Source organism: Corynebacterium sp. HMSC08F01 (assembly GCF_001807545.1).
Classification (GTDB): Bacteria; Actinomycetota; Actinomycetes; order Mycobacteriales; family Mycobacteriaceae; genus Corynebacterium; species Corynebacterium coyleae.
In genome coordinates this window covers 35922-58640 of record NZ_KV789296.1, presented here as the reverse complement: position 1 = coordinate 58640, position 22719 = coordinate 35922, and the positions used below count along the sequence as shown (strand labels likewise).

Annotated in this window: 23 protein-coding genes and 1 rRNA gene; 13 read left to right on the top strand and 11 right to left on the bottom strand. The window is 63.6% G+C overall.

The features are described 5' to 3' along the window. Positions 1-91: 91 nt before the first annotated feature. Positions 92-209 (top strand): 5S ribosomal RNA (gene rrf / locus HMPREF3171_RS04390). Positions 210-834: 625 nt separating this feature from the next. Here the strand turns inward: rrf and HMPREF3171_RS04385 are convergent. Next, a complete protein-coding gene (locus tag HMPREF3171_RS04385) occupies positions 835-1884 on the bottom strand; it encodes a pseudouridine synthase (RefSeq protein ID WP_141743342.1) in 1050 nt (349 codons plus the stop codon). Here HMPREF3171_RS04385 and HMPREF3171_RS12065 point away from each other — a divergent pair. The 6 genes from HMPREF3171_RS12065 (at position 1820) to HMPREF3171_RS12060 (ending at position 4971) form a co-directional block, all read left to right on the top strand. Further along, positions 1820-1966 carry a hypothetical protein gene (locus tag HMPREF3171_RS12065; protein ID WP_167594476.1) on the top strand — a complete coding sequence of 49 codons (147 nt, stop codon included), beginning with the start codon at positions 1820-1822 and terminating at the stop codon, positions 1964-1966. The two genes, HMPREF3171_RS04385 and HMPREF3171_RS12065, sit on opposite strands and share 65 nt — an antisense overlap. Positions 1967-2028: 62 nt before the next feature. Beyond that, complete coding sequence (locus HMPREF3171_RS04380; protein WP_070422661.1) at positions 2029-2934, top strand: universal stress protein; 906 nt, start codon at positions 2029-2031, stop codon at positions 2932-2934. 84 nt (positions 2935-3018) lie between these two features. Beyond that, positions 3019-3288, top strand: a complete 270-nt coding sequence (locus HMPREF3171_RS04375) for a GlsB/YeaQ/YmgE family stress response membrane protein (protein WP_070422660.1) — start codon at positions 3019-3021, stop codon at positions 3286-3288. A gap of 115 nt (positions 3289-3403) precedes the next feature. Further along, positions 3404-4033, top strand: coding sequence for a TetR/AcrR family transcriptional regulator (locus HMPREF3171_RS04370; RefSeq protein ID WP_070422659.1), 630 nt, complete (start codon positions 3404-3406; stop codon positions 4031-4033). A 2-nt stretch (positions 4034-4035) separates the two neighbouring features. Next, positions 4036-4815 carry a class E sortase gene (locus HMPREF3171_RS04365; protein WP_070483202.1) on the top strand — a complete coding sequence of 260 codons (780 nt, stop codon included), beginning with the start codon at positions 4036-4038 and terminating at the stop codon, positions 4813-4815. Positions 4816-4818: 3 nt separating this feature from the next. Then, positions 4819-4971, top strand: a complete 153-nt coding sequence (locus HMPREF3171_RS12060) for a hypothetical protein (RefSeq protein WP_167617510.1) — start codon at positions 4819-4821, stop codon at positions 4969-4971. A 3-nt stretch (positions 4972-4974) separates the two neighbouring features. Here the strand turns inward: HMPREF3171_RS12060 and HMPREF3171_RS11620 are convergent, their stop codons facing one another. After that, a complete protein-coding gene (locus HMPREF3171_RS11620) occupies positions 4975-5922 on the bottom strand; it encodes a TIGR00730 family Rossman fold protein (RefSeq protein ID WP_083291959.1) in 948 nt (315 codons plus the stop codon). Then, positions 5922-6473: a DUF2020 domain-containing protein gene (locus HMPREF3171_RS04355; RefSeq protein WP_070483200.1), complete on the bottom strand. Its 552-nt coding sequence runs from the start codon at positions 6471-6473 to the stop codon at positions 5922-5924. The genes HMPREF3171_RS11620 and HMPREF3171_RS04355 overlap by 1 nt, the downstream gene beginning before the upstream one ends. Here HMPREF3171_RS04355 and HMPREF3171_RS04350 point away from each other — a divergent pair. Both HMPREF3171_RS04350 and HMPREF3171_RS04345 read left to right on the top strand, forming a co-directional pair. After that, positions 6472-7692, top strand: coding sequence for a sensor histidine kinase (locus tag HMPREF3171_RS04350; RefSeq protein ID WP_070483220.1), 1221 nt, complete (start codon positions 6472-6474; stop codon positions 7690-7692). The two genes, HMPREF3171_RS04355 and HMPREF3171_RS04350, sit on opposite strands and share 2 nt — an antisense overlap. A gap of 15 nt (positions 7693-7707) precedes the next feature. Then, the gene (locus HMPREF3171_RS04345) at positions 7708-8346 is read left to right on the top strand and encodes a LuxR C-terminal-related transcriptional regulator (protein WP_070483198.1); all 639 of its coding nucleotides are present in this window, start codon (positions 7708-7710) and stop codon (positions 8344-8346) included. On the opposite strand, the gene HMPREF3171_RS04340 is transcribed toward HMPREF3171_RS04345, so the two are convergent. Then, positions 8347-8982, bottom strand: coding sequence for a DUF6474 family protein (locus HMPREF3171_RS04340; RefSeq protein ID WP_070453376.1), 636 nt, complete (start codon positions 8980-8982; stop codon positions 8347-8349). 106 nt (positions 8983-9088) lie between these two features. On the opposite strand from HMPREF3171_RS04340, the gene HMPREF3171_RS04335 reads away from it, so the two are divergent. Next, entirely contained in the window at positions 9089-10588 is a 1500-nt protein-coding gene (locus tag HMPREF3171_RS04335) for a TM0106 family RecB-like putative nuclease (RefSeq protein WP_246815322.1), read from the top strand. 6 nt (positions 10589-10594) lie between these two features. On the opposite strand, the gene HMPREF3171_RS04330 is transcribed toward HMPREF3171_RS04335, so the two are convergent. Then, entirely contained in the window at positions 10595-11728 is a 1134-nt protein-coding gene (locus tag HMPREF3171_RS04330) for an MFS transporter (protein ID WP_083291957.1), read from the bottom strand. Between the two features lie 238 nt (positions 11729-11966). Next, the gene (locus HMPREF3171_RS04325) at positions 11967-12569 is read right to left on the bottom strand and encodes a superoxide dismutase (RefSeq protein ID WP_070422653.1); all 603 of its coding nucleotides are present in this window, start codon (positions 12567-12569) and stop codon (positions 11967-11969) included. A gap of 89 nt (positions 12570-12658) precedes the next feature. Here HMPREF3171_RS04325 and msrA point away from each other — a divergent pair, with 89 nt between their 5' ends. Then, positions 12659-13300 (top strand): peptide-methionine (S)-S-oxide reductase MsrA, encoded by a 642-nt coding sequence (gene msrA, locus HMPREF3171_RS04320; protein WP_070483194.1) that lies wholly within the window; start codon positions 12659-12661, stop codon positions 13298-13300. Here the strand turns inward: msrA and HMPREF3171_RS04315 are convergent. Further along, entirely contained in the window at positions 13297-15222 is a 1926-nt protein-coding gene (locus tag HMPREF3171_RS04315) for an alpha/beta-hydrolase family protein (protein WP_246815321.1), read from the bottom strand. The genes msrA and HMPREF3171_RS04315 overlap by 4 nt on opposite strands. 64 nt (positions 15223-15286) lie before the next feature. Here HMPREF3171_RS04315 and HMPREF3171_RS04310 point away from each other — a divergent pair, with 64 nt between their 5' ends. Beyond that, on the top strand, positions 15287-16042 hold the full coding sequence (locus HMPREF3171_RS04310; protein ID WP_070483192.1) for a glycerophosphodiester phosphodiesterase family protein: 756 nt from the start codon (positions 15287-15289) through the stop codon (positions 16040-16042). A gap of 43 nt (positions 16043-16085) precedes the next feature. Next, positions 16086-17009 (top strand): DUF5926 family protein, encoded by a 924-nt coding sequence (locus HMPREF3171_RS04305; RefSeq protein WP_070422668.1) that lies wholly within the window; start codon positions 16086-16088, stop codon positions 17007-17009. On the opposite strand, the gene hutI is transcribed toward HMPREF3171_RS04305, so the two are convergent. The 4 genes from hutI to HMPREF3171_RS04285 all read right to left on the bottom strand — a co-directional run bounded on the left by hutI (position 17010) and on the right by HMPREF3171_RS04285 (position 22701). Continuing rightward, the gene (hutI, locus tag HMPREF3171_RS04300) at positions 17010-18203 is read right to left on the bottom strand and encodes an imidazolonepropionase (protein WP_070483190.1); all 1194 of its coding nucleotides are present in this window, start codon (positions 18201-18203) and stop codon (positions 17010-17012) included. It abuts the gene before it with no gap. 92 nt (positions 18204-18295) lie between these two features. Then, entirely contained in the window at positions 18296-19987 is a 1692-nt protein-coding gene (gene hutU / locus HMPREF3171_RS04295) for a urocanate hydratase (protein WP_083279459.1), read from the bottom strand. A 158-nt stretch (positions 19988-20145) separates the two neighbouring features. Further along, positions 20146-21543 carry a YjiH family protein gene (locus HMPREF3171_RS04290; protein WP_141743341.1) on the bottom strand — a complete coding sequence of 466 codons (1398 nt, stop codon included), beginning with the start codon at positions 21541-21543 and terminating at the stop codon, positions 20146-20148. A 21-nt stretch (positions 21544-21564) separates the two neighbouring features. Beyond that, complete coding sequence (locus tag HMPREF3171_RS04285) at positions 21565-22701, bottom strand: CaiB/BaiF CoA transferase family protein (protein WP_070483188.1); 1137 nt, start codon at positions 22699-22701, stop codon at positions 21565-21567. Between the last annotated feature and the right edge of the window lie 18 nt (positions 22702-22719).

Below are 22719 nucleotides of genomic sequence, written 5' to 3'. Positions count from 1 at the left end.
CACTATGCAGTCACTGACACAACACACCCAATGTCACGTGAACTCAATACAGTCCACAACACATGGACACACACTATGCCCATATAGATGTGTCGGTGGTTGATAGCGGCGGGGAAACGCCCGGTCCCATTCCGAACCCGGAAGCTAAGCCCGCCCGCGCCGATGGTACTGCTCCCGGGAGGGAGTGGGAGAGTAGGTTACCGCCGACCCAACAACTTCACACACAAACACCCGTAGACGAAACCACCCAGTTTCATCTACGGGTGTTTTTCACATTCCCATCCCTCTACATTTCGTTGGTGACCACCAACTTGTCCGCAATGCGGAGTCGGAATGTCTGCAATGCGGAATCAACGACAAAACCGGCGTCACTATCCCACTGCATAGTCAACGGCTGGGTTCCCAACCGCCCGTGACCTGGCTGAGGCAACAGAATCGTTGGTGTCCACCAGGTTGTCCGCAACGCGAAGTGAGAATCGGAATGAGGCTCACTATGCCACTGCATAGTTGGTGTCCACCCACTTGTCCGCAATGCAGAGTAAGGAGGGGATCGGGCATGACTATGCCGCTGCATAGTTAATGGGTACACCCCCACTAGTCGTCCGCAATGCGGAGCCAAGCGGTTTCCACCCGCCCGTAGATACTTCATGTCTGGCGCGAACAGCTATCGATGCAAAATGGTGCCTCGTCGGCTGCAGGGTTTTACACTCCGCCCAGGTTGGCGAAAGGTGTGATGTGCAGTTTTGCATTCGGGGTTCCGGTAAGTCGGAAATGGTCGCGACAGATTGTGACAGCCGGACTGCCCAACGAAGGAGCTGTCAGGCCTTCCCGCCTCTAATTCAGTGCGAAGGAGCGATCTTCGCCTGTCAAAGGATCTACAAACCCTAAGCCGATGCAACGTAACCGCATGGGGCGGGAGAAGTCTTCGGCGTCGGCGGGGAGTAGGACTGGGTAGATGGTGTCGCCAAGGATGGGGGCGGCTTCGGTCATCATTTGCAGCCGCAGTTGGTGGGTGCGGCCGGTTGTTGGGTGGAGAACGTAGCGTCCCAAAGGAGCGGTAACGCCATAGAGCGACTGCAACTCCTGCTCCTGCTCGGCAGGCAGCCGAGTAACGGAAGCTACCTCGGTGTGGGAGTTCGGCTCCTCACCCACGACCACAGAACCAGCGGCTTCGCCAGCAACCTTGACCAGGTGGTGGGACCAGTCTGCAGGTACGGACAGTGCAACACACGGTGCGATCGCCTCGTACATCTTGTCCACCTCCCGGCGGGCAAAAAGTTCCTGGTAGGCGCCACGGACTTCGCGGCGTTTGGTCAACAGCAACAAACCAGAGGTGCCGCGGTCCAATCTATGGGCTGGGGTCAACTCTTCGTTGCCGGTCAAGCGTCGCAAACGTACGGTGGCAGTCTCGGTGATGTGGGATGCGCGGGGCATCGTCGCTAAGAATGGTGGCTTGTCCACGACAAGGATGTTGTCGTCTTCAAACACGGAAACGATGTCGTAGGGGACGGGTCTTTCGGGGGCGGGGCGTCGGTAGAAGAAGACGTCGGTGCCGGGTTCGAGCCAGTCCTCGGGAGAGATTGGGGTGGTGTCGCGGTGAACGACGAGGGAGTCGTCGAAACGCTGTTGTACTGCGGAAAAGTTGTCTTCGGGGTGGCGGTGGCGCTGAGTGGAGACGAGGTGCCAGATGAAGTCGATGGCGCGGATGCCGTCGCCTTCGGGGACGCGGGCGCGGGATGCGCCGAGGCCGCCGCGGGGTGGCAGCGGCATTGCTGGTGGACCCTTCTTTCTCGCCATAGTGTGTAGTAGATTAGCCCGCATGGATTTAGGAGCATTGGTTGAGCCGTTGATGGGCTTCTTTTCGCAGGGCATTGGTAAGGCGATCGCGGACGCGTTGACCCTGATTTACAACTTGCTGTATCCGGCGAATGCGCCGGCAGCAACCCCGGTGGAGATTCCCCGCTAACTTGCGCTTGCGCGACTAGAATGTGGGTATAACCAGCTGTCTAGCTCAGAAAGGCTGAGATAATGACCCAGGAAGAGACCCGCGAAGACATCGTTGTTGTTGCTGTCGATGGCAGCCCCGCTTCAGATAATGCGGTGCGTTGGGCGGCGAATACGGCGATGAAGCGTGGTATTCCGCTGCGTTTGGCTGCGAGCTACACCATGCCGCAGTTCCTGTACGCGGAGGGCATGGTTCCGCCGGCGGAGATTTTCGACGAACTCCAGCGCGAGACGATGCAGTCCGTGGATCGTGCCCGCGATATCGCACTTGAAGTGGCGCCGGACCTGCACATTGGCCACGCGGTGGCTGAGGGTTCTCCGATTGACATGCTGCTGCGTATGTCGAATGAGTCCACGATGATCGTGATGGGCTCCCGTGGTCTGGGCGGCCTGTCTGGCATGGTGCTGGGCTCCGTTTCTGGTGCTGTGGTGTCGCACGCGAACTGCCCGGTTGTGGTGGTGCGCGAGGATAGCGCGGTGACCGAGGAGAACAAGTACGGTCCGGTTGTGGTCGGTGTGGATGGCTCTGAGGTTTCGCAGCGCGCAACAGAAGTTGCCTTCGAGGAGGCGGCGGCGCGTGGTGCGGAGCTGGTTGCGGTGCACACTTGGGTGGATACGCACATCCAGGGCCCTGGTGCTGGGTACGCGGTGGCTGAGGATCACTGGGAAGCTGTGAAGCAGGATAAGCAGCAGCTTCTCGACGAGTTGTTGGCCGAACTGATCGAGAAGTACCCGGATGTCCAGGTGAAGAAGGTTATTGCACGTGACCGTCCGGTGCGCGCACTGACCAACGCGGCAGAGAACGCCCAGTTGCTGGTGACCGGTTCGCACGGTCGCGGCGGCTTCAAGGGCATGCTGCTTGGGTCCACTTCGCGTGCGCTGCTGCAGTCGGCGCCGTGCCCGATGATGGTGGTCCGTCCGGAGGAGTAATAGATTCGTTACCCAAAAGTCCGAAAAACGAGGGACAATGGTAGGGGTAACTGACAAAATCTATTTATAAGGACGGATTTCAACATGACTCCAACACTTGGTTTTATCGGCTGGATTATCATCGGCGGCCTTGCTGGCTGGATCGCATCCAAGATGCAGAACCGTGACGCACAGATGGGCATCGGCCTGAACATTCTGGTCGGTGTTATCGGTGGTTTCATCGGCGGCTGGCTGCTTGGCCTGCTCGGCTTTGATGTGGAAGGCGGGGGACGCTTCTTTAGTTTCCTGACCTGCCTGATCGGTGCGGTGATTCTGCTGTGGATTGTGAATAAGGTGACAGGTAGTCGTCGATAAGCAATCTGCTTTGAGCCCCCGGAGTGAGCTGCTCCGGGGGCTTTTCGCTGGAATAGACGAACCGTTTTGTCTATATTGAGATGGTCCTGTTTTAGGCGCGCGAAAGGAGTTCCTATTGGCCGCCGCCACGAGTAAGAAGAAGGCGCCTGCGCGCCGTCGCGATCGTCCGAGTCCTCGGCAGCGTCTGCTGGATGCCGCGACGAAGCTGTTTACAGAAGAAGGCATCCGCGTCATCGGCATTGACCGCATTTTGCGTGAGGCGGATGTGGCGAAGGCGTCGTTGTACTCGCTGCTGGGGTCGAAGGACAACTTGGTTGTTGCGTACCTGGAGGAGCTCGACGAGCAGTACCGTTCACGTTGGGGTGAGCGTGCGGCGAAGGCGCCGGATGCGGATTCGAAGATCCTCGCTTTGTTCGATATGGCGATCGAGGAGGAGCCCCAGAAGGAGTTCCGTGGCTCGCCGTTCCTCAACGCTGCGGCCGAGTACCCGCGCCCGGAGACGGAATCCGAGGAGCGGATTGTGGAGACCTGCAGGAATCACCGCCTGTGGATGCATTCCACGATCACGGAGTTGCTCAATGAGAAGAATGGCTACGATTCGTCCTCGTTGACGGATGAGCTGCTGATCTTCCTGGAAGGCGGTCTGGCGGGGGCGCGCATTTTGCGTGATAGCGCACCCCTGCACACTGCTAAGGCTCTGGCCAAGTCCAAGTTGGGCGCGCCGCCACCGGATTACTCCATTTAGTTATGGCTGGGAAGAATCGTGTCAGTGTCTCGCAGGTGATTGGCGAGGTCCTGCTGACGGTTGGCGTGCTGCTTTTGCTGTTCGCGTTTTATGAGTCCTATTGGACCAATTTGGCGTCGGCGAAGATGCAGGACGATGTGCAGACGAGGCTTGAGGAGCAGTGGGTGAACCCTCGTCAGGCAAAGCAGGCTGAGTTGGGGGACGCGCTTGCGAAGATGTATATCCCGGCGTTTGGGCAGGACTACCAGTTCGCCATCGTCGAGGGCGTGCAGGAGGCGCAGTTGCTCACGGGTCCGGGCCACTACCCGGATACGCAGTTCCCGGGCCAAGATGGCAACTTCGCGGTTGCCGGTCACCGTGTGGGCAAGGGTGCGCCGTTTAACGACCTTGGCGCGCTGAAGGCCTGTGACGCGATCGTGGTGGAGACGCAGCGCGAATGGGTGACGTACCGGGTGATGCCGTTGTCGCCGGATCCGGCGGCTCGTCACGCGGAGGGCGCCGGATGCTTGCCGGAGCAGATGAATGAGCGCATCGCGTCGGGCGATTACCAGCACGTGCTTGGCCGGGAGATCACGCTGCCGGGCAACATTGAGGTGGTCAACCCGATGCCTGGGTCGAAGTCCACGAAGGTGGAGCCCGGCATGGAGGGGCTGATTACGTTGACCACGTGCCACCCGCAGTTTTCTAATGCGGAGCGCATGATCATTCACGCGGTGCGCACGGAAGTGACGCCGAAGGACCAGGCGGGCGCGCTCCCGCCGGCGATGACGGAGGTGGATTAGCCCATGTATGCAGCGTTGTGGCGTAAACTGCCCGGCCCGCCGGTGGTGAAGTGGCTGCTCACCGCCGTCATTTTGGTGTTGCTGTTCCTCCTGCTCATGGAGGTTATTTACCCATGGGTGTCGGCGCAGATGCCGTATAACGACGTCGCGGTGTAGCCCTTAGAGCCAGCGCGGTACCGGTGGGTGCCAGGCGCGCAGTGCTGCGATGAGTTCGTCGGGGTCGTCGGCGACGATGAGGTGTGCCCGGTCGGTGGCGCGCACAAAGCCGTGGGCGACCATGTGGTCCACCATGGCGATGAAGGGGGCCCAGAAGTCGCGGCCGAGCAGCCCGATGGGTTTGCGGTGGAGGCCGAGTTGTTGGGTGGTCCATTCGTCGAAAAGTTCGTCGAGGGTGCCGGCGCCGCCGGGCAGGGCCACGATGGCGTCGGAAAGTTCGCTCATGCGTGCTTTGCGCTCGGCGAGGGTGTCCACCATTTCGAGGCGTTCGAGCCCGTCGTACTGGATCTCGTATTGCGCCAGGTGGTGTGTGAGGACGCCAATGCTTTTCGACGACCCCCTCGCCACCTCACCCATCAACCCGAGCTTGGATCCGCCGTAGACCAGAGTGATGTCGTGGCGGGCCAGTGCCTCGCCGAAACTGCGGGCGAGCGTGGCGTTGTTCGGGTCGGTGCCATCGCGGGCGCCGGCGAACACGGCGATGGCGTTGATGTCAGCGGGCCGGAGGGCGGGAAAGATTTGGGTGCGCAGCAGGGGCGCGATTTCAAAGTCGGCGTGGTTCGTGGGGTCGATCCAGGTGGCTTCGGCGATCTCGGCGGCGGGGGCCGGATCGGCGGGTAGGCCGGGGTGGAGGAACACCGTGGAGGTCACGCTGTGGCCGGGCTCGTTGGAGGCCTCGGCGGTAAACGTGCCTAGGTAGCTCAAGTGTTCGGGGTCGACGTCGATGCCGACTTCTTCGCGGGTTTCGCGCATGGCGGTTTGCAGGCGGGTCTCGCCGCCTTCCGGCTTGCCTCCGGGGAGTTGGAAGCGCGGGCTGGAGTGTTTGCGTACGCACAGGACGCGCCCGGCGTTGTCGGTGAATACGATGGCGGCGACGTTGATGGTGTTCATTACAGCCCTAGGTTAGTGATTGCTTCGGTGGCGACCGCTTCGGCTTTGACCGACTCATCCTGGTTAGTAAACACCGTCACGGCCACGTTGCCTTTGGCCACGGAGTATGCGGCGCCGATGCGGTTGGGGACGTCCCCGCCGCCGTGGCGGCCGCCGTCCCAGCCTTCGGGTTGGTCAGCGGGTTGGGTGAAATCGATCGGGGTAGCCCAGTCCACCACAGCCATGGCCTGTTCGGGGGAGTCCATGTGGCGCACGATCACGGTCAGTTGGGGTTCTTCGGGGTAGGACCAGAACTGGCAGGCGGGGGTGTCGAAACGGGTGTCGGTGCCCACCCCGGTGACACGTTGGCCGTTGGTGCGCGCTACCCACTCGGTGTCCAGGTAGGGGCATTCCTGCCACCCGTCGCGTGCGGTTTCCGGCAGTGCTTCGACGGGCAGGCCGGAATCGGGGGCGGGTGCGGGTTCGGGGGTGGGGGTGTCGTCGTTAAGCGATTGCTCCCCACAACCGGCGAGGGCGAGCACGAGCAGCACGATGGGTAATCTCGAACGCATGAGCTCCAGATTAGTGCTGCTGGAGCAGCACCCCGGAAAACGTACCGAAAACAGCGCGCTTGATTCCGGCATCACCATTTTGGCCGTGTGCCTGATGGTGGTGTCGCTGGGCGCGCTGGCGCGGATGCCGCTGAACGAGGCGCTGTTGCACATTTTGCTCACCGCCGGGTTCGCGTTTCTGCTGTTCTACGGCATGGTGGAGATGTACCGGTGGGGCAGGTGGGGCCGCATCGTGTGGGCGTTTAGCGCGACTGCGCTGTGGGTGGCGGATACGACGGTGTCGCCGGTGGCGGTGTACTGGGTGTTCGTGCTGTTCTTCGTCTATCTGCGGGCGATGCGCGGCTGGCTCGGCTACGTCTGGGTGGCGGTGGGGCTGGCGATTAGCATCGCGGTGCAGATCCCGGCGGGGCTCACGCTCGGCGGGGTGATGGGGCCGGCGCTGTCGGCGGTGGTGGTGATGGCGATTGATTGGGCGTTTTTCACCATCAATAAGGTCAGCCAAGAACGCCAGCAGCTTATCGACGAACTCCTGACCACCCGCGACCGTCTCGCCGAAACTGAGCGCGCCGCCGGTGTGGCACAGGAACGCGAGCGCCTCGCACACGAGATTCACGACACGGTGGCGCAGAACCTGTCCTCGATCCAGATGCTGCTGCACTCCGCCGAGCGCGACATCCAGGGGCTTGGCGTGGATGCGACGCAGCCGCTGCGCAAAATGGAAACGGCGCGCCGGGCGGCGTCGAACAACCTGGCAGAAACGCGCGCGATGATTGCGGCGTTGGCGCCGGCGCCGTTGACGGAGTCGTCGTTACGCGAAGCGCTCGAGCGAGTCGCGGGTGATTTTGCCACGGCGGGCGAGTTGGACATCGAGGTGGAGAAAGACGGCGAGGCCATCCAGCTGCCCATGCGCGTGGAGGCTGGCTTGCTGCGCATCGCCCAAGGCGCGGTATCCAACGTGGTCAACCATGCCGAGGCCACCCGTACCCGCATCACGCTGACCTACGCGCCGGACGAGGTGCGCCTGGACGTGGTGGACAACGGGCGCGGCTTCGACGTGGATGCTCAGGAACTCAAACCCAGCGGGTTGGGGCATTTGGGGCTGGACGCGATGCGTTCACGTGCGGCAGAACTGGGTGGGAAGTTGGACATTGAGTCCGCGCCGGGCGGGCCTACGGCCCTTTCTGTCGCCGTGCCGGTTAATATCAACCAAAAGACGTAAACGAGGAGGTCCCCGGTGATTAGAGTCCTGCTGGCAGACGACCACGAGATCGTTCGCCTCGGCCTGCGTGCCGTGCTCGAAGAAGCGGACGACATCGAGGTCGTGGCAGAAGTTGCCACCGCGGAAGGCGCGATCGCCGCAGCGCAAGCCGGCGGCATTGACGTGGTGTTGATGGACCTGCGCTTCGGCGCCGGTGCGGAAGGCCAGCGTGTGACCACGGGTGCGCAGGCGACGGCGGAGATCCGTTCCCGAATGACCAACCCGCCGAAGGTGCTGGTGGTGACCAACTACGACACGGATGCGGACATCCTCGGCGCAATCGAGGCCGGTGCGGTGGGCTACCTGCTGAAGGACGCCCCGCCAGAAGAGCTGGTCGCGGCGGTGCGCTCGACTGCCCGCGGTGATGCCACCATGTCGCCGGTGGTGCGCGACCGTCTGGAAACCCGCGAGCGTGCGCCGCGTTCATCGCTCACACCGCGCGAGTTGGAGGTGCTGCAACTGGTGGCTGCTGGCTCGTCGAACCGCGAGATCGGCCACGAACTCATGCTGTCTGAGGCCACCGTGAAGTCCCACCTTGTCCACATTTACGACAAGTTGGGTGTGCGCTCGCGCACCTCGGCCGTGGCGTCGGCGCGCGAGCAGGGAGTGCTCTAACTAGCGGGAGAGGCGCTCCTGGACATCGCCGGCGAGGACGTTGAGGTCCTCGTCGATGGAGTTGTGGGCCAGGCGGCGCTGCTCCGGGTTGGCGTGTTCGGCGTTGCGGACGGCCTGCTCGAGCTCGTCGAGACGCACGCTCGCGTCACGCTTGAAGCTCTCGGTCAACTCGCCGGAGCCGGACACGCTTGCGCGGATCGCCTCGATGCGGGCCTTGAGCTCGGCGCCGCGGCCGGAGTGGCGCGCCAGATCACCTGCGGACAGGCCGAGGCCTGCTGCGTTGGCGTTCACCTGGTTCTGCTGCAGGGAGGTCAGCGCCTTGTAGATCAGCGGCAGCGCGACGGGGACAATGACGCGGGCGGCGCCGGTCCACTGCTTGGCCTTCTTCTTGGTAATGCCGGCTTCTTCGATGCGCTTCAGGTGCGCCTTGGCCAGGTCCTTTTCGTGCTTACGCTTGCGCTTGAGGCCCTTCTTCTCTTCCTTCAGCAGACGCTTTTCTGCCTTGTCCAGCAGTTCGGCGGTGCGCTTGTCGGCCTTCGCCTGATCCTTGGCCAGTTGGCGTGCGTGCACCTCAGCGGCCTTAATTTCGGCCTTGACGTTGCGGCGTGCTTTGCGGATGATGCCCAGGACACCCATGGTCGGTACTCCTTGCGTTTTCGTTTGCGTTAACTCCAAACAACTGTACCTGCCGGTCCGACAACACCGCCCGGGTATCGTGGCAGGCATTGTGAAACCTCCCACCGTGGGCGGAACTGCCCAACCAGCGCAGCCGGTGCGCGCGTCCGATCTTGTCGGGTGCCGCTACCGGCTGCGTCAGCGACGCGCGCACCCGGATACGCCTGAGTTGCCGGATGCGCTGCTGCGCCAACCGCAGATTGATGCGGGTCGTGCTGCTGTGTTCGATGCGTTGCCGGTGAAGCGGGCGGTTGGGGATGGCCGTGGAAAGGCGTTTACGCGCATTGATATCGATCCGGGTGTGGGGGTGGACGCGCGGATCGTGGAGACGCGGTTGGCGCTGAAGCGGCGCGCACACCTGATCACCAACGCGGCGCTCGAAGGCGAGATCGATGGGGCGCCTGCACTCGCGGAGGTCGACATCCTCGTGCGCACCGACCGCGGGTACGCGCCGGTGATTATCTCGAACCACCGGGTAGCGCGCGAGCATCCGACCAACGAGATGTTGATGGTGCCCACCGCCCGGCTTGGGTTGGGGCGCGCGATGACGGTGAAGGCGAAAGGCCGCCACCACACGGTCGACGGGTACCGGCTGGCCATGGCGCATGTCCTGCTGGGCACGCTTGCGGATGGGCGCGGTGGTGCGGTGGGGCAGGATCGCTCGCGCGTGTACGTCGTCGACCCCGCCCGCTACGTCCCGCAGTTGCGTGAGGCGCTCGCCGTGGAGATCCCGGACGAGCCGAAGCGGATGAAGCAGTGCGCATCCTGCCGATTCTGGCCGCTGTGCAAGCCGCGCCTGGAGGAACTCGATGACATTTCGCTGCTCCTGCCGGGCGGCCGCGGGGACGTGTGGCGCGAGGAAGGGATCACCACGGTGCAGTCGCTTATCGACGACGGCCCCGCCGAACCCGCAGCCATCGCCCGCGCCTGGCGCGCCGGTATCCCGGTGCTGCGGCGTGAGAAGTTAGCGCCGGTGCCGCGCGCCGACGTGGAGATCGACATCGACATGGAGGCCTACCTCGACCAGGGCGCCTACTTGTGGGGCGCGTACGACGGCGAGGAGTACCGCGCGTTTGTCACCTGGGAGGACGTTGGTGGTGCGGCCGAGGAGGCGAACTTCAACGCGTTCTGGTCGTGGCTGATGCAGCGGCGCCGCGACGCGCGCGAGGCCGGCCAGACCTTCCGCGCTTACTGTTATGCGGCGGGTGGGGAGAACCATTGGCTGCGGTCGTCGGCACGCAGGTTTGCCTCGGTGGACGAGGCGGAGGTTGCGGAGTTCATCGCGTCTGAGGACTGGGTGGACGTGTTCGCCCTGGTGCGACGTTCGCTCGTCGGCACCGATGGCCTCGGCCTGAAAGTACTCGGGCCCGTGGTTGGCTTCGCGTGGGAGGACGACGACGTCGACGGGGAGCGCTCCGTGGCACTGCGCCGCGCGGGCAGGCTTGGCGATATCGACGCGCGCGACATGCTCATCCGCTACAACGAAGACGACTGCCTGGCCACCCGTGCCGTGCGCGACTTCCTCGACGCCGGCGCGCCGGGCGTGCCACGATTGGGCGAGGTTTAGCGGGGTTTAGCGGGGCTCCGCCTTCCACAGCGCCGCACCCGTGGCCACGAGGGCAGCAAGTAGCCCAGCGAGCACCCCGACGAAGCCTGCCCACGGCAACGCCTCGTACGCGCGCCCGGTGGCGGCGCCCAGGATCGACGAGCCCATGTAGTAGCAGAACACGTACATGCTGGAGGCCTCCGCACGGTCGCGCTCAGCGATGAGCCCAACCCAACCGGACGCCGTGGAGTGCAGCGCGAAGAAGCTGGCGGTGAACACCAACAGGCCAAGCAGCGTGACCCACAGCGATCCGCTGGCTGCGGCAAGCGCACCGAGGAGCATGAGTATCGACGATGCCAGCACCACCACCCCGTGCCCGTGGCGCTTCAGCAGCACTCCGGCACGCGCGCTCGACCAGGTGCCGGACAGGTACACCACGTACACCAGGCCGGACAGTGCGGCGGGTAGGCCGAAGTCGAGCACCGCGCGGAAGCCGAAGAAGTTGTACATGGACACGAACACGCCCATGGCCACGAACGCGGTGGCGTAGAGCACCAGCAGCCGGGGGTTGCGCAGGTGGCGGGCCATCGCGCGAATTTCCGCGCTCGGCCGGATGGAGAGTTTTGGTACGAAATTGCGCTGCTCCGGAAGCAGCCACACGGCAATCACTGCCAGCAGGAAGGCAACGAGGCCGCTGCCTAACAGCGCCCACCGCCAGGAGGTGACCTCCAAAAGCCCTGCCGGGATGAGGCGACCGGTGAGCCCGCCGATGCTGTTGCCGGCGATGTAGAGCCCCATCGCGCCGGGTAAGTCCCGCTGGTCGAGTTCTTCGGACAACCACGTCATGGCCACCGCCGGGGTGCCGGCGATCATCGCGCCCTGGAGGGCGCGCATGGCGATGAGTTGCTCGGCGTTTTGGGCGATGGGCAGGAGCAATCCGATGCCGGTGGCGGCCAGTGCGGAGATGACCAGGACGCGTCCGCGCCCGTACTTTTCCGACAGGATCGACGCTGGCACTACGCACAGCGCAAGGGCGCCGGTGGCGGCGGAGACCGTCAGTGCGGCGGTGGAGGGGGTGATGTCCAACTCGGTGGTGAGCGTGGGCAGCAGGGCCTGGGTTGCGTAGAGGGTGTTGAAGATGGCGAGGCCGAACGCCAGCATTGCCAGCGTGGCTTTGCGGTATTCAGGACTGCCTTTTCTCACCCTGCCTATGTTACGAAACTTCTCGCGGGGGAATTACGCAACAAAAACTTTGCGAAAATACTTGCAGTTAAGGCGACCCTAACTTAGACTGCTTCTTGAGTTCATGCGGACTCGACGTATCACAGGGAAAACAACAAGCGCCCGCCACCTCCGAAAGGAAGTGGCGGGCGCTTGTATTAGCTAGGTCGCTGCAGGTTTATGCAGAAGCCTTTGCGTAGCGCTCGTTGACGTCGTCCCAGTTGACAACGTTCCACCAAGCCTCGACGTAGTCAGCCTTGACGTTCTTGTACTGCAGGTAGAAAGCGTGCTCCCACATATCGAGCATCAGGACCGGGGTGAAGTCCACGGAGATGTTGCCCTGCTGGTCGGTCATCTGCTGGATGATCAGACGGCCAGCGATGTGGTCGTAACCAAGCACTGCCCAGCCGGAGCCCTGCAGGCCGTTAGCCACGGCAGCGAACTGCTTCTTAAAGCCCTCGAAGGAGCCGAAGTCGCGGTCGATAGCCTCGGCGATTGCGCCGGTCGGGTTGCCACCAGCGTTCGGTGCCATGTTCTTCCAGAAGATGGAGTGGTTCGTGTGGCCACCGAGGTTGAACGCAAGGTTCTTGGTCAGTGCGCGAATCTTGTCGGCGTTTGCGTCGCCGTTGCGCTCTGCCTCAAGAGCCTCGAGTGCAGTGTTTGCGCCGTTGACGTAGTTAGCGTGGTGCTTGTCATGGTGCAGCTGCATAATCTCTGCGGAGATGTGCGGCTCAAGTGCGTCGTATGCGTACGGGAGATCAGGAAGCACGTAAACAGCCATGATGGTTTCCTTTCGTTTGATTTCGTGTACGGCAACCATCGTAGAGAAAATTTGGGAACAGTGTTGTGCCCAAACTCGTTACAGCAGATATGGGATTTCTTTTCGCACCTGAGCCAAAGCTTGTCGACGACACCACGGCCCTCCCCGGCCGCCCCGAACCCGTCCTTGCCAACCCCCGCCCGCACGCCGTGCTGACCACCCCGATTACCGGCCCGTGGCGTGAGGGGCAGAAGCGCATCCTCATCGGGATTGGCTGCTTCTGGGGTGCGGAGAAGATGTTCTGGCAGCTCGACGGTGTTGAATCGACCTCGGTCGGCTACGGCGGCGGCATTACCCCGAACCCCACCTACCGCGAAGTCTGCTCCGGCCAGACCAACCACGTGGAGTTGGTGGAGGGGGTCTACGACCCGGAGGTGATCTCGCTGAAGGAGATCGTCAAGATTGCGCTCGAGGCGCACGACCCCACCCAGGGTTACCGTCAGGGCAACGACGTGGGCACCCAGTACCGCTCCGCCTTCTACACCGACACAGAGGAAGAGGCCGAGCAGATCCGCGAGTGGATCCGCCAGTACGAGGCAGACCTGAACAGCGCTGGCTACGGCGACATCACCACCGAAGTGCACGCCGGCGCGCCGTACTACCTCGCTGAGGAGGAGCACCAGCAGTACCTGCACAAGGTGCCCAACGGCTACTGCCCGCACCACTCCACCGGGGTGGCCTGCGGTATCTAGTAGCCGTGCTTGGAGGGGAACCCTCCGACGGGGCGGCGCAGTTTGGTGGCGTCGTTGTGGATCCAGGCGGCCACGCGCTTGATTTCGTCCTTGGTCAGCGAGGCGTCTGAATCTTCGCCTGCATCCTCGCCGTGGATGACGCCGTTCCAATACGCCACGGTTTCCTCGTGGTAGTTGTGCCCGGGGGGGGACGGGTAGTCCTTGGAGGACAACTGGTCGATGGCAATCTGCCAGTAGGTGACCAACGGCATCCACCGCATCGTGTGCAGCGCATCCAAGTGCTGCGCCTTCGGTGCCGGAACCCCGCGCGAGCCCGGCTCCTTCAGCCAGTCCGGCCGGCGCCACGCCAGGCTGTGGTCCCACCACACCACCGGGTCAGAGGCGTGCTGGGCGAACACGACGCGCGGGGCCTCCCACTTCTGCGCGTAGGCGTCGCCTTGGAAGTCGTGGTTGAGGTGGTCGGGGTGGGCGGTGAAGCGGACGTGGAGGCCGTCGTCGATAAGCGGAAGGCGCTCCGGAGAACCTTTTTGGCGCTGCTTAGTTAGCTCGCTGTGGTTGCGGGCGAAGCCGGGCGTGCCGGTGAACACGGCGCCAGAGGTGAGCTCGAAGAGTTCGTCGATGGACTCGAACGCGTCGGACACCCCGTAGGCGCCGAGCGATTCGCCGCCGACGAAGAGTTTCGGGCGGGAGGATTCTGGGATGTTTTCCAGTTCGCGCAGGATGTACTCGATCAACATGCGCGAGGAGCGCACCGGGTTCGTGCGGTCCGCAAGGTACGAATACGCCGAGGGCAGATACGAGTACTGCATAGCGACGATCGCACTATCGCCGCCGGTGACAAACTCGAACCCTGACGTGTGGAAGTCGTTGATCCAACCCGTGCCGGCCGCCGACATCACCGCAATGTGGGAGCGCTCAAACGCGCCGGTGCGATGCATCTCCTTAATGGCCAGGCGCGCCATCTGCTCAAAGTCCGGCTCGTCCTGCTCACGCTCCAGATCCAGGCCGACGAAGACACGGATCGGCTCCCGTGCCTCCCGATCAAGGACACGCTCGATGTCCTCTTTGCGCGGGCCGCCGGAAACCACCGCGCGGCCCTGGCGGCCCATGAGGTTCCAATCCACCGAAGACTCCGGCGAACCCGAACGCTGTGGGCGATGCGGCTGCACCGCGCCACGCATGTACTCACGGTCCAGCTCAAAGGCACGCCGGCTCGCATTGGAGAGGAACCGACGCAGCACCACCCGGTCGCTCACTAACACCAGCAGCACACCGCCGCCCACGATGGCGATCGGCCACGACGCCACCGGCGGCAACTTCTTGCCCAGCAGCTCGTTGAGCGCGTCGATGAAGGACTGGATCGCATCGCCGACCAGCAACACCGTGCCGTATCCGAGCGTGCCCAGCATCACGCCACCCGCCAGGTCAGAAGCCCGGAACGTGTCGTCGCTTTGTACCAGGCGCTTCAGCCGAATGCGCCGGCGGATCGAGGTGGCGAACACCGCAACCGTGGTCGCGGTCATCGCAACACGCGCTGGGCGGGGCAAACGTCCAGTCCCGGTTGGTGGGGTCGTCGGCCCGAACGCGTGCGCAAGGCCCGTCGCAACCCCGTGGCCGATGCCCTGGAGCACCGCCACGTTCGCCGCCGTCGCCCACCAGTTGTGCGGCAGCAGCGACGGCGACACCGCACCCCACGTGGCCACCTCCGCACCGACCAAACCAGAGCGAAACGCCGGCGGCAGCCGGTGCGGGCCAAGCAGGCGGATCGCGGGGGAGAGATCCCCCAACACCTGCACCGCGCCGATCGGTACCGCCAGCCAGCCGTCGCGGCTGAACGAAAACCGCTGGCGTGCGCGCCATACCGCGTCGGGCAGTTTTGCGGTGATGTTGCGGATGGCGTTGCGGGTGTCGTCGATAAGCACGCTTGCTATTGTCCCAAACTTCTTACACTCGCGGGCGGGCACAAGGGCGAGTAGCCTGTGGGCCGTGAGCCACAACACCACACCAAAAATCGTCGCCCACCGGGGATTTTCCGGATCCTACCCAGAACTCACACAACGCGCGTTTGAAAAGGCGCTCGAACTTCCCATCCACGGCATCGAATGCGATGTACGGCTCACCCGCGACGGGCGAGTTGTCGTCTTCCACGACCCCACCCTGATCCGCACTGCGGGCGTGCGTGGGCGCATCGACTTCAACGACTACAACGACCTGCGTGAACTGAACGTGGGCACCAAAGAGGACCCGCAGCGGATTATGCTGCTGGAAGAACTGCTTGAACTCATGCAGGACTACCCCGACAAACACATCTACATCGAGACCAAACACCCCACCCCGCACGGGCCTGAGGTGGACGAACAGACCTTCCGCATGCTCAGGTACGCGCGTCTCGACGACTCCCCGAACATCCACCTCGCGTCCTTCTCCCACCGCGCGGTGCGCTACTTCACCGACATGGCGCCCGAACTGGAAACCTTCTACCTGTTCCGCCTGCGCGAGATGAAGTGGAACAAAAAGAACCGCATGTTCTCCCGCCCCTACGGTGTGGGCCCTGCGCTGCAGCACCTGCAACTGCGCACTGAGCTGCTGGGATACCGCGGTTTGAAGACGTACACCTGGACCGTAAACACACCACGTGGCATGCAGTGGTGCGCTGACAAGGGCGTGGATGTGATCGCAACAGACCTGCCGGATCTCGCCCTGGAGATCTTTGGCAACCACACCGCTGTTGTGACTGACTAACTCGTTGCCCGCCAGTGTCGTGCACGCCGGTACGATTGCGCCCATGGTGCAACGCAAACCGAAGAAAAAGAAGAACCGCGCAGACCTGCCTGAGGGCATGTCGCGCCGCGAAGCAAAACTCGCAGCCCGCGCCGCTGAGCGCGAGAAGTTCCAGAAGGACCCCCGTCCGTACGGCGGTCTGGCAGCAGAAGCCGACCTGGTAGCGCTGCAGGAGTTCGTCCCCTCTGCCGTGACCACGGTGGATGTGAAGGGCACCCCGGTCAACATCGTGACCGTCCTGCCGGGCGCGGGTGCTGCGCTCGTGCGCGAGGAGGACCAGGGCGGCGAGCGTTTCGTCGCGCTTCAGGTCACCTCCCACTCCCAGAACCCGGGCCGCGACCTCGCGTACGCCCTGAACTGGGTTGTGAATGCGAAGCCGGGCGAGACGCTGCAGTCCACCGTCGCCGACGGTTCGCAGCCGGAGCTCTCGGAGCTTCTTAGCGACGACGCCACCCTGGACATCACCACCTACCAGGACTTCTCCTGGTGGTTCCCGGAGGGGGCTTCGGTCCCGCCGCAGATCCAGCAGGCGCTGCGCCAGGCCAACGACGCCGTCCTGCCGTCTGAGAAGATCGGCGAGAACCTGCCGGGCGCAATCTGGTGGGTTAACCCGGGCGGCGGCAAGGCACACATCCGCTGGGTGCGCACCGAAGATAACGAGGCGCAGATGCTGTCCGCACTGGCACGCATCGCGGCACGTGGCGAGCTGAACCTGGGCGAGGACACCAAGTTCGCCGGCGCATTCCGCACCCACGGCCTGGTTGTTCCGGTGTTCGACCTCGACCCGTCCGTGGCGGCCGACTCCTACGAGGCGGCGCTGGCAGATCTGGACAAGAAGATCACCGCCGAGTACGCCAACGACGCTGCATTATCTGCAGACGAGCGCAAACAACTGGACAACATTAAGTCCCGTCAGGTGACTATCTAGCTAGCCGTAGACCTTCTTGCCTGCCACCCAGGTCTGCCACGTCATCGGCATACCTGGGCGGTAGGCCAGGTTGATGGCGTTTTCCGCATCCAGGATGTGCAGGTCAGCTGCCGCGCCGGGCACCAGCGTGCCCTTGGCCGGGCGGCCCTGCGGGTCCTTGCCATCGCCGACGTTGTGGCGACGCAGCGCCTTCGCGCCGCCGGTGGTGGCGGCCTCGATCGCCTCGTCGAGCGTGAGGTACTGCTGCAGGACCGCGGTGGTCACGCAGAAGTTCATCGAGGACGTAAACGACGTACCCGGGTTGAGGTTGGATGCGATGGCGACGGTGGCGCCGGCGTCGATAAGTTTGCGGCCCGGTGCGAGATCCTCGCGTGTGGACAGGTCGCAGGCAGGCAGCAGCGTGGCCACGATATCCGAACCGGCCAGCAGATCGAAGTCCTCATCGGAGAGGTAGTTGACGTGGTCCACACTGGCCGCGCCCATCTCCACCGCAAGCTTCACACCCGGGCCCTGCCCAAGCTGGTTGCCGTGCACGCGCACACCCAGGCCCACCTTCTTACCGGCCTCGAGGACGCGCCGGGACTGCTCCTCGTTAAACGCGCCGCGCTCGCAGAACACGTCGATCCACTGCACGTGATCCTTCACCGCATCCAGCATCGGGCCGACGACCTCGTCGATGTATTCGTCAGCGTCCGCTCCCGGCGGGACCAGGTGGGCGCCGAGGAACGTCACCTCGTCCACGTGGCGGGCGGCCACGCGTGCGGCCTCTGCCTCGGACTCGACGTTCAGACCGTAGCCGGTCTTGGTTTCAAACGTGGTGGTGCCGCCCGCATGACCTGCGGCGACGCGCTCCGCCACCAACTTATCCAGGCGCTCCTCACCTGCGGAGCGGGTGGCTTCCATGGTCACGGCGATGCCGCCGGCGGCGTAGGACTCGCCGGCCATGCGAGCCTCGAACTCTTCGGCGCGGTTGCCGTCGAAAACCATGTGGGAGTGGGAATCTACCCAGCCGGGCAGGACTGCGCGCCCGCCAACATCGACGGTCTCCGCGGCGTTTGCTGCTTCCGCGGGGGCTTCGTCGGCGGGGCCGACCCAGGCGATCACGCCGTCGTCGATAAGCAATGCTGCGTTCTTAATGGTGCCCAGCTCGGAGACCGTGCGCAGCTCGGAAATGCCAGTAATAAAGGTGCTCATGGATGCCTTTCTTCGGAGGGCTCGTGGGGCCCAGAGTAACGAAAAGCGCTGACGCGCCCGTGAGGGAAACGTCAGCGCTCGCCGGCGCGGGATTAGTCGCGTGCCTGGAACTTCATCGGGATGCGCACGCCGCGCTCCTGCGCGACCTCGTTGGCGCGGGAGTAACCGGCATCCACGTGGCGGATGACACCCATGCCCGGGTCGTTGGTGAGCACAGCCTTGAGCTTCGCCTCGGCGAGCTCGGTGCCGTCAGCCACCGTGACCTGGCCGGTGTGGATGGAACGACCCATGCCCACGCCGCCACCGTGGTGGATGGACACCCAGGTCGCACCGCCGGACACAGCGGTCATGGCGTTGAGCAGCGGCCAGTCAGCCACAGCGTCGGTGCCGTCAAGCATGGACTCGGTCTCGCGGTACGGAGACGCCACGGAGCCGGAGTCGAGGTGGTCGCGACCGATGACGATCGGAGCCTTGACCTTGCCTTCCTTGACCAGGTTGTTGAAGATCACGCCGGCCTTGGCACGCTCGCCGTAGCCCAGCCAGCAAATACGTGCCGGCAGGCCCTCGAACTCCACGTACTCCTCAGCCGCATCGAGCCAGCGGTGCAGGTGCTCGTTGTCCGGGAAAGCCTCCTTGATGGCCTGGTCGGTGACCTTGATGTCCTCCGGGTCGCCGGAAAGTGCAACCCAGCGGAACGGGCCAAGGCCCTCGCAGAACAGCGGGCGGATGTAGGCCGGGACGAAGCCCGGGAACTCAAACGCGCGGGAGTAGCCGGCCTTGCGGGCTTCGTCGCGGATGGAGTTGCCGTAGTCGAACACCTCGGCGCCCTCGTCCTGGAACTCGACCATTGCCTGGACCTGTGCGGCCATGGCCTCGCGGGCCTTCTTGGTAAAGGTGGTCGGGTCGGCGTCTGCCTCGGTGTGCCAATCGGCGAACGGGATCTCGCTCGGCAGGTAGGACAGCGGGTCGTGTGCGGAGGTCTGGTCGGTGACGATGTCCACGGTGAACTCGCCAGCGCGGTGGCGGCGCAGCATCTCCGGGAAGACCTCGGACGCGTTGCCGACGAGGCCCACGGACAGGGCGCGCTTCTCGTTCTTCGCGTCGGTGACCAGCTTGATTGCTTCCTCGAGGTCGGTGGTGACCTCGTCGAGGTAGCGCTTGCCCTGGCGACGCTTCAGGCGGCCCTCGTCAACATCGACGATGAGGCAGGCACCACCGTTGAGGGTGACGGACAGCGGCTGTGCGCCACCCATGCCGCCGCAGCCGCCGGTCAGGGTCAGGGTGCCGGCGAGCGTGCCGTTGAAACGCTTCTTCGCCACAGCCGCGAAGGTTTCGTAGGTGCCCTGCAGGATGCCCTGGGTTGCGATGTAGATCCAGGAACCGGCCGTCATCTGGCCGTACATCATCAGGCCCTCGTCCTCGAGCTCGCGGAAATGCTCCCAGTTCGCCCAGTCGCCCACCAGGTTGGAGTTGGCGATGAGCACGCGCGGCGCCCACTCGTTGGTCTTCCATACGCCGACCGGCTTGCCCGACTGGACCAGCAGCGTCTCGTCGGACTCGAGGTCCTTCAGCGTATCGACGATCGCGTCAAAGGCCTCCCAGCTACGTGCCGCACGACCGGTGCCGCCGTAGACGACGAGGTCATCGGGGCGCTCCGCAACCTCGGGGTCAAGGTTGTTCTGCAGCATGCGCAGCGGGGCCTCGGTCTGCCAGGACTTTGCAGTGATCTCGGTGCCTCGCGGGGAGCGGACCTCGCGTGCACCTTCGGACCAGTTCTTCGCCATGGGAATCCTTTCTACGGCTCATTGAGTTTCGTGATGCAGGACCACAATCCGACAGGAATGTAACCCGCGTTACATTGAGGATAAGGGAGCAATGTGGTTGCTGGAATACAGTTTTTGCCCGGTTTGTCTCGGATACGAGACAGACCGGGCAGTGGGGGTTAGAAGATCAGGTACGCGATCGGCACCGTCAGGATGATGGACAGCACCACGCGCTGGAACCAGATGATCACCATGTGGCTGATCTTCAACGGGATGTCCGTGGCCAGCACCGCCGGGATCATCGAGGAGAAGAAGAACACCTGGCTGATGGAGACCACACCAACGGTGAAGCGCAGTACGTCAGACTCGTTGCCAGCCGCCAGCGTTGCCGGCAGGAACAGCTCAGAGAGGCCGATGGCAAACGCCTCGGACGCGAGCCACGGATCCGGCAACTGGAACACCCACGCGAGCGGATAGAACAGCGCGCCCAGAATCTTGAACGCCGGGGTGTAGAACGCCAGCGCCAAACCGATGATGCCAACGGCCATGATGCCTGGGATGACCTGGATGGTCATGATCACGCCGTCTTTGAAGTTGCGCCAAATGGTCTTCGGCAGCGACTCCGCCTGTGCCAAGAACGCCTTCGCTTCCTTCCATGCGGCAGCAATCAGGTTGCCCTCCACGCGCTCTTCCGGCTGCGGGGTGGCACCGGGGTAGTAGTCGTCCGGGATCGTGCTCAGTGGAGGGATGCGGACGATGACCACGGTGACCAGGAAACACACGATGAGGGTGACCGCGAAGTACACGCCCCAGATCTCCATCAGGTCCAGCGTTCGCGCCACAACCACCATGAACGTTGCGGACGCGGTGGAGAACCCAGCCGCGATGATCGACGCTTCGCGGGCGGTGTATCCGCCGGTGCGGTAGACGCGGTTGGTGATCAACAAGCCCAGCGAATACGAGCCCAGGAAGGACGCCACCGCGTCAACGGCAGACTTGCCCGGCGTGCGATACACCGGCCGCATGAACCGCTGCACCATCACACCGATGAATTCCATTAGGCCGAATCCAACCAACAAACCCAAAAACACCGCGCCGACTGGGATAAGCAGGCCGACGGGGATGACGAGTTTGTTCAGGATGAAGGGGCCGAGGCGTTCGTCGAAAAGAAATGCGGGGCCGAAGTTGAACACGAGCATCGCGCACAACACCACCGCCAGCGCGGACAGGAACGCGAACACGGCACGCGCTTTATCCTCGCGCCACTTGCCGGTGGCGAATTGGTAGACGGCGCCGGCGGTGATCATCACCAAGGTGATGTACGGCAACGCCGGACCAAGCGCCGCTTGCAGCCAGCTCACAATGTGATCCAGCAGAATCGTGTTCTTCTCTCCGACAGTAAACGGGACGAAGAACGCAAAGGAACCGATCGCGCTGTAGAGGAAAAACCTCCACTTATTCTTCGGCTCTACGTTGTCCACCTCGTGCTCGGGTGGAAGGGACGGGACGGCGGCAATATTGTCGCCCGGAATCCAACGGGTGCTGCCACCACGACGTGGGGTCTGCGTTTTATCCATGGTGCTGCTCCTTTACGGAACTCAGGTGGTGCGCGGATCTTCGCTCAACCAGGACTGGATACGTTCGTTGTCTTGCCCCAACTCCGGCGCCGGCGTCGGCTTTTCCATGCCGGCGAGTTTGAGTGGGGAGGCGAGGGTGCGGAACCCATCCGTTTCTTCAACCACCACGCCACGCTCCTGGGCGAACGGGCTACGCAGCGCCTCGTCCAGGTCGTACACGCGGGCGGTGGGCACGCCATGTTCTTCAAACAGGGCGATGGTCTCCGAGCGTGTCTTCGTGCTCAGCGCTTCTTCGATCAGTTCGCGCAGCGCAACCCGGTTGTCGGAGCGGGCCACCGGCTCTGCAAAGCGATGGTCGGTTGCCAACTCCGGCATGCCAAGCGCGTTGGAAAGGCGCTCAAACAGGCGGTTCGTGGTGATCGCGATGACCACATCGCCGTCCTTCGTGGCGTAGGTGGAAAACGGCGCGGACAGGCCGTGGTCGTTGCCGATGCGGGTGGGTGGGGTGTCGTCGTAAAGCGCGCGCATGCCCACGGACTCCATGACGGACACGAGCGAGTCGTACATCGCGAGATCCAAATGCTGGCCGGTACCGCTGGATTCGCGCTGGTAGAGCGCCGAAACCGTGCCGATCGCGGCGTAGAGGCCCGGGATGAGATCACCCAGCGAGATGCCCACGCGCGTCGGCTTGCTGTTCGGCCAACCCGTAATCGACATCAGGCCACTCATCGCCTGCGCAACCAGGTCGTACGCCGGTTCCTTGGCAAGCGAGCCCGTCTGGCCGAAGCCGGAGATGCTCGTGACCACGAGGCGCGGGTTGATCTCCAGCAGATCCTTCGGCGCAAGGCCGAGCTTCTCAAGCACACCAGGGCGGAAATTTTCGACGACCACATCAGCGCGGCGGACCAGATCACGCAGCACCTCCTTGTCGTCGTCGTTTTTGAAATCCAGCGTGATGCCCATCTTCGAGCGGTTGAACAGGCGATAGTAGGCGGACGTGCCGTCGACGAACGGGCCGAACTGACGCGAATCGTCACCCCACGGCGACTCCACCTTGATCACCTCAGCACCGAGGTCCGCCAAGATCATGGAGCAGAACGGTCCCGCGAGCACGCGGGAGAGGTCAAGGACGCGGATTCCGGAAAGCGGTGCATTCATAGTGTTTCCTCCTGCGTG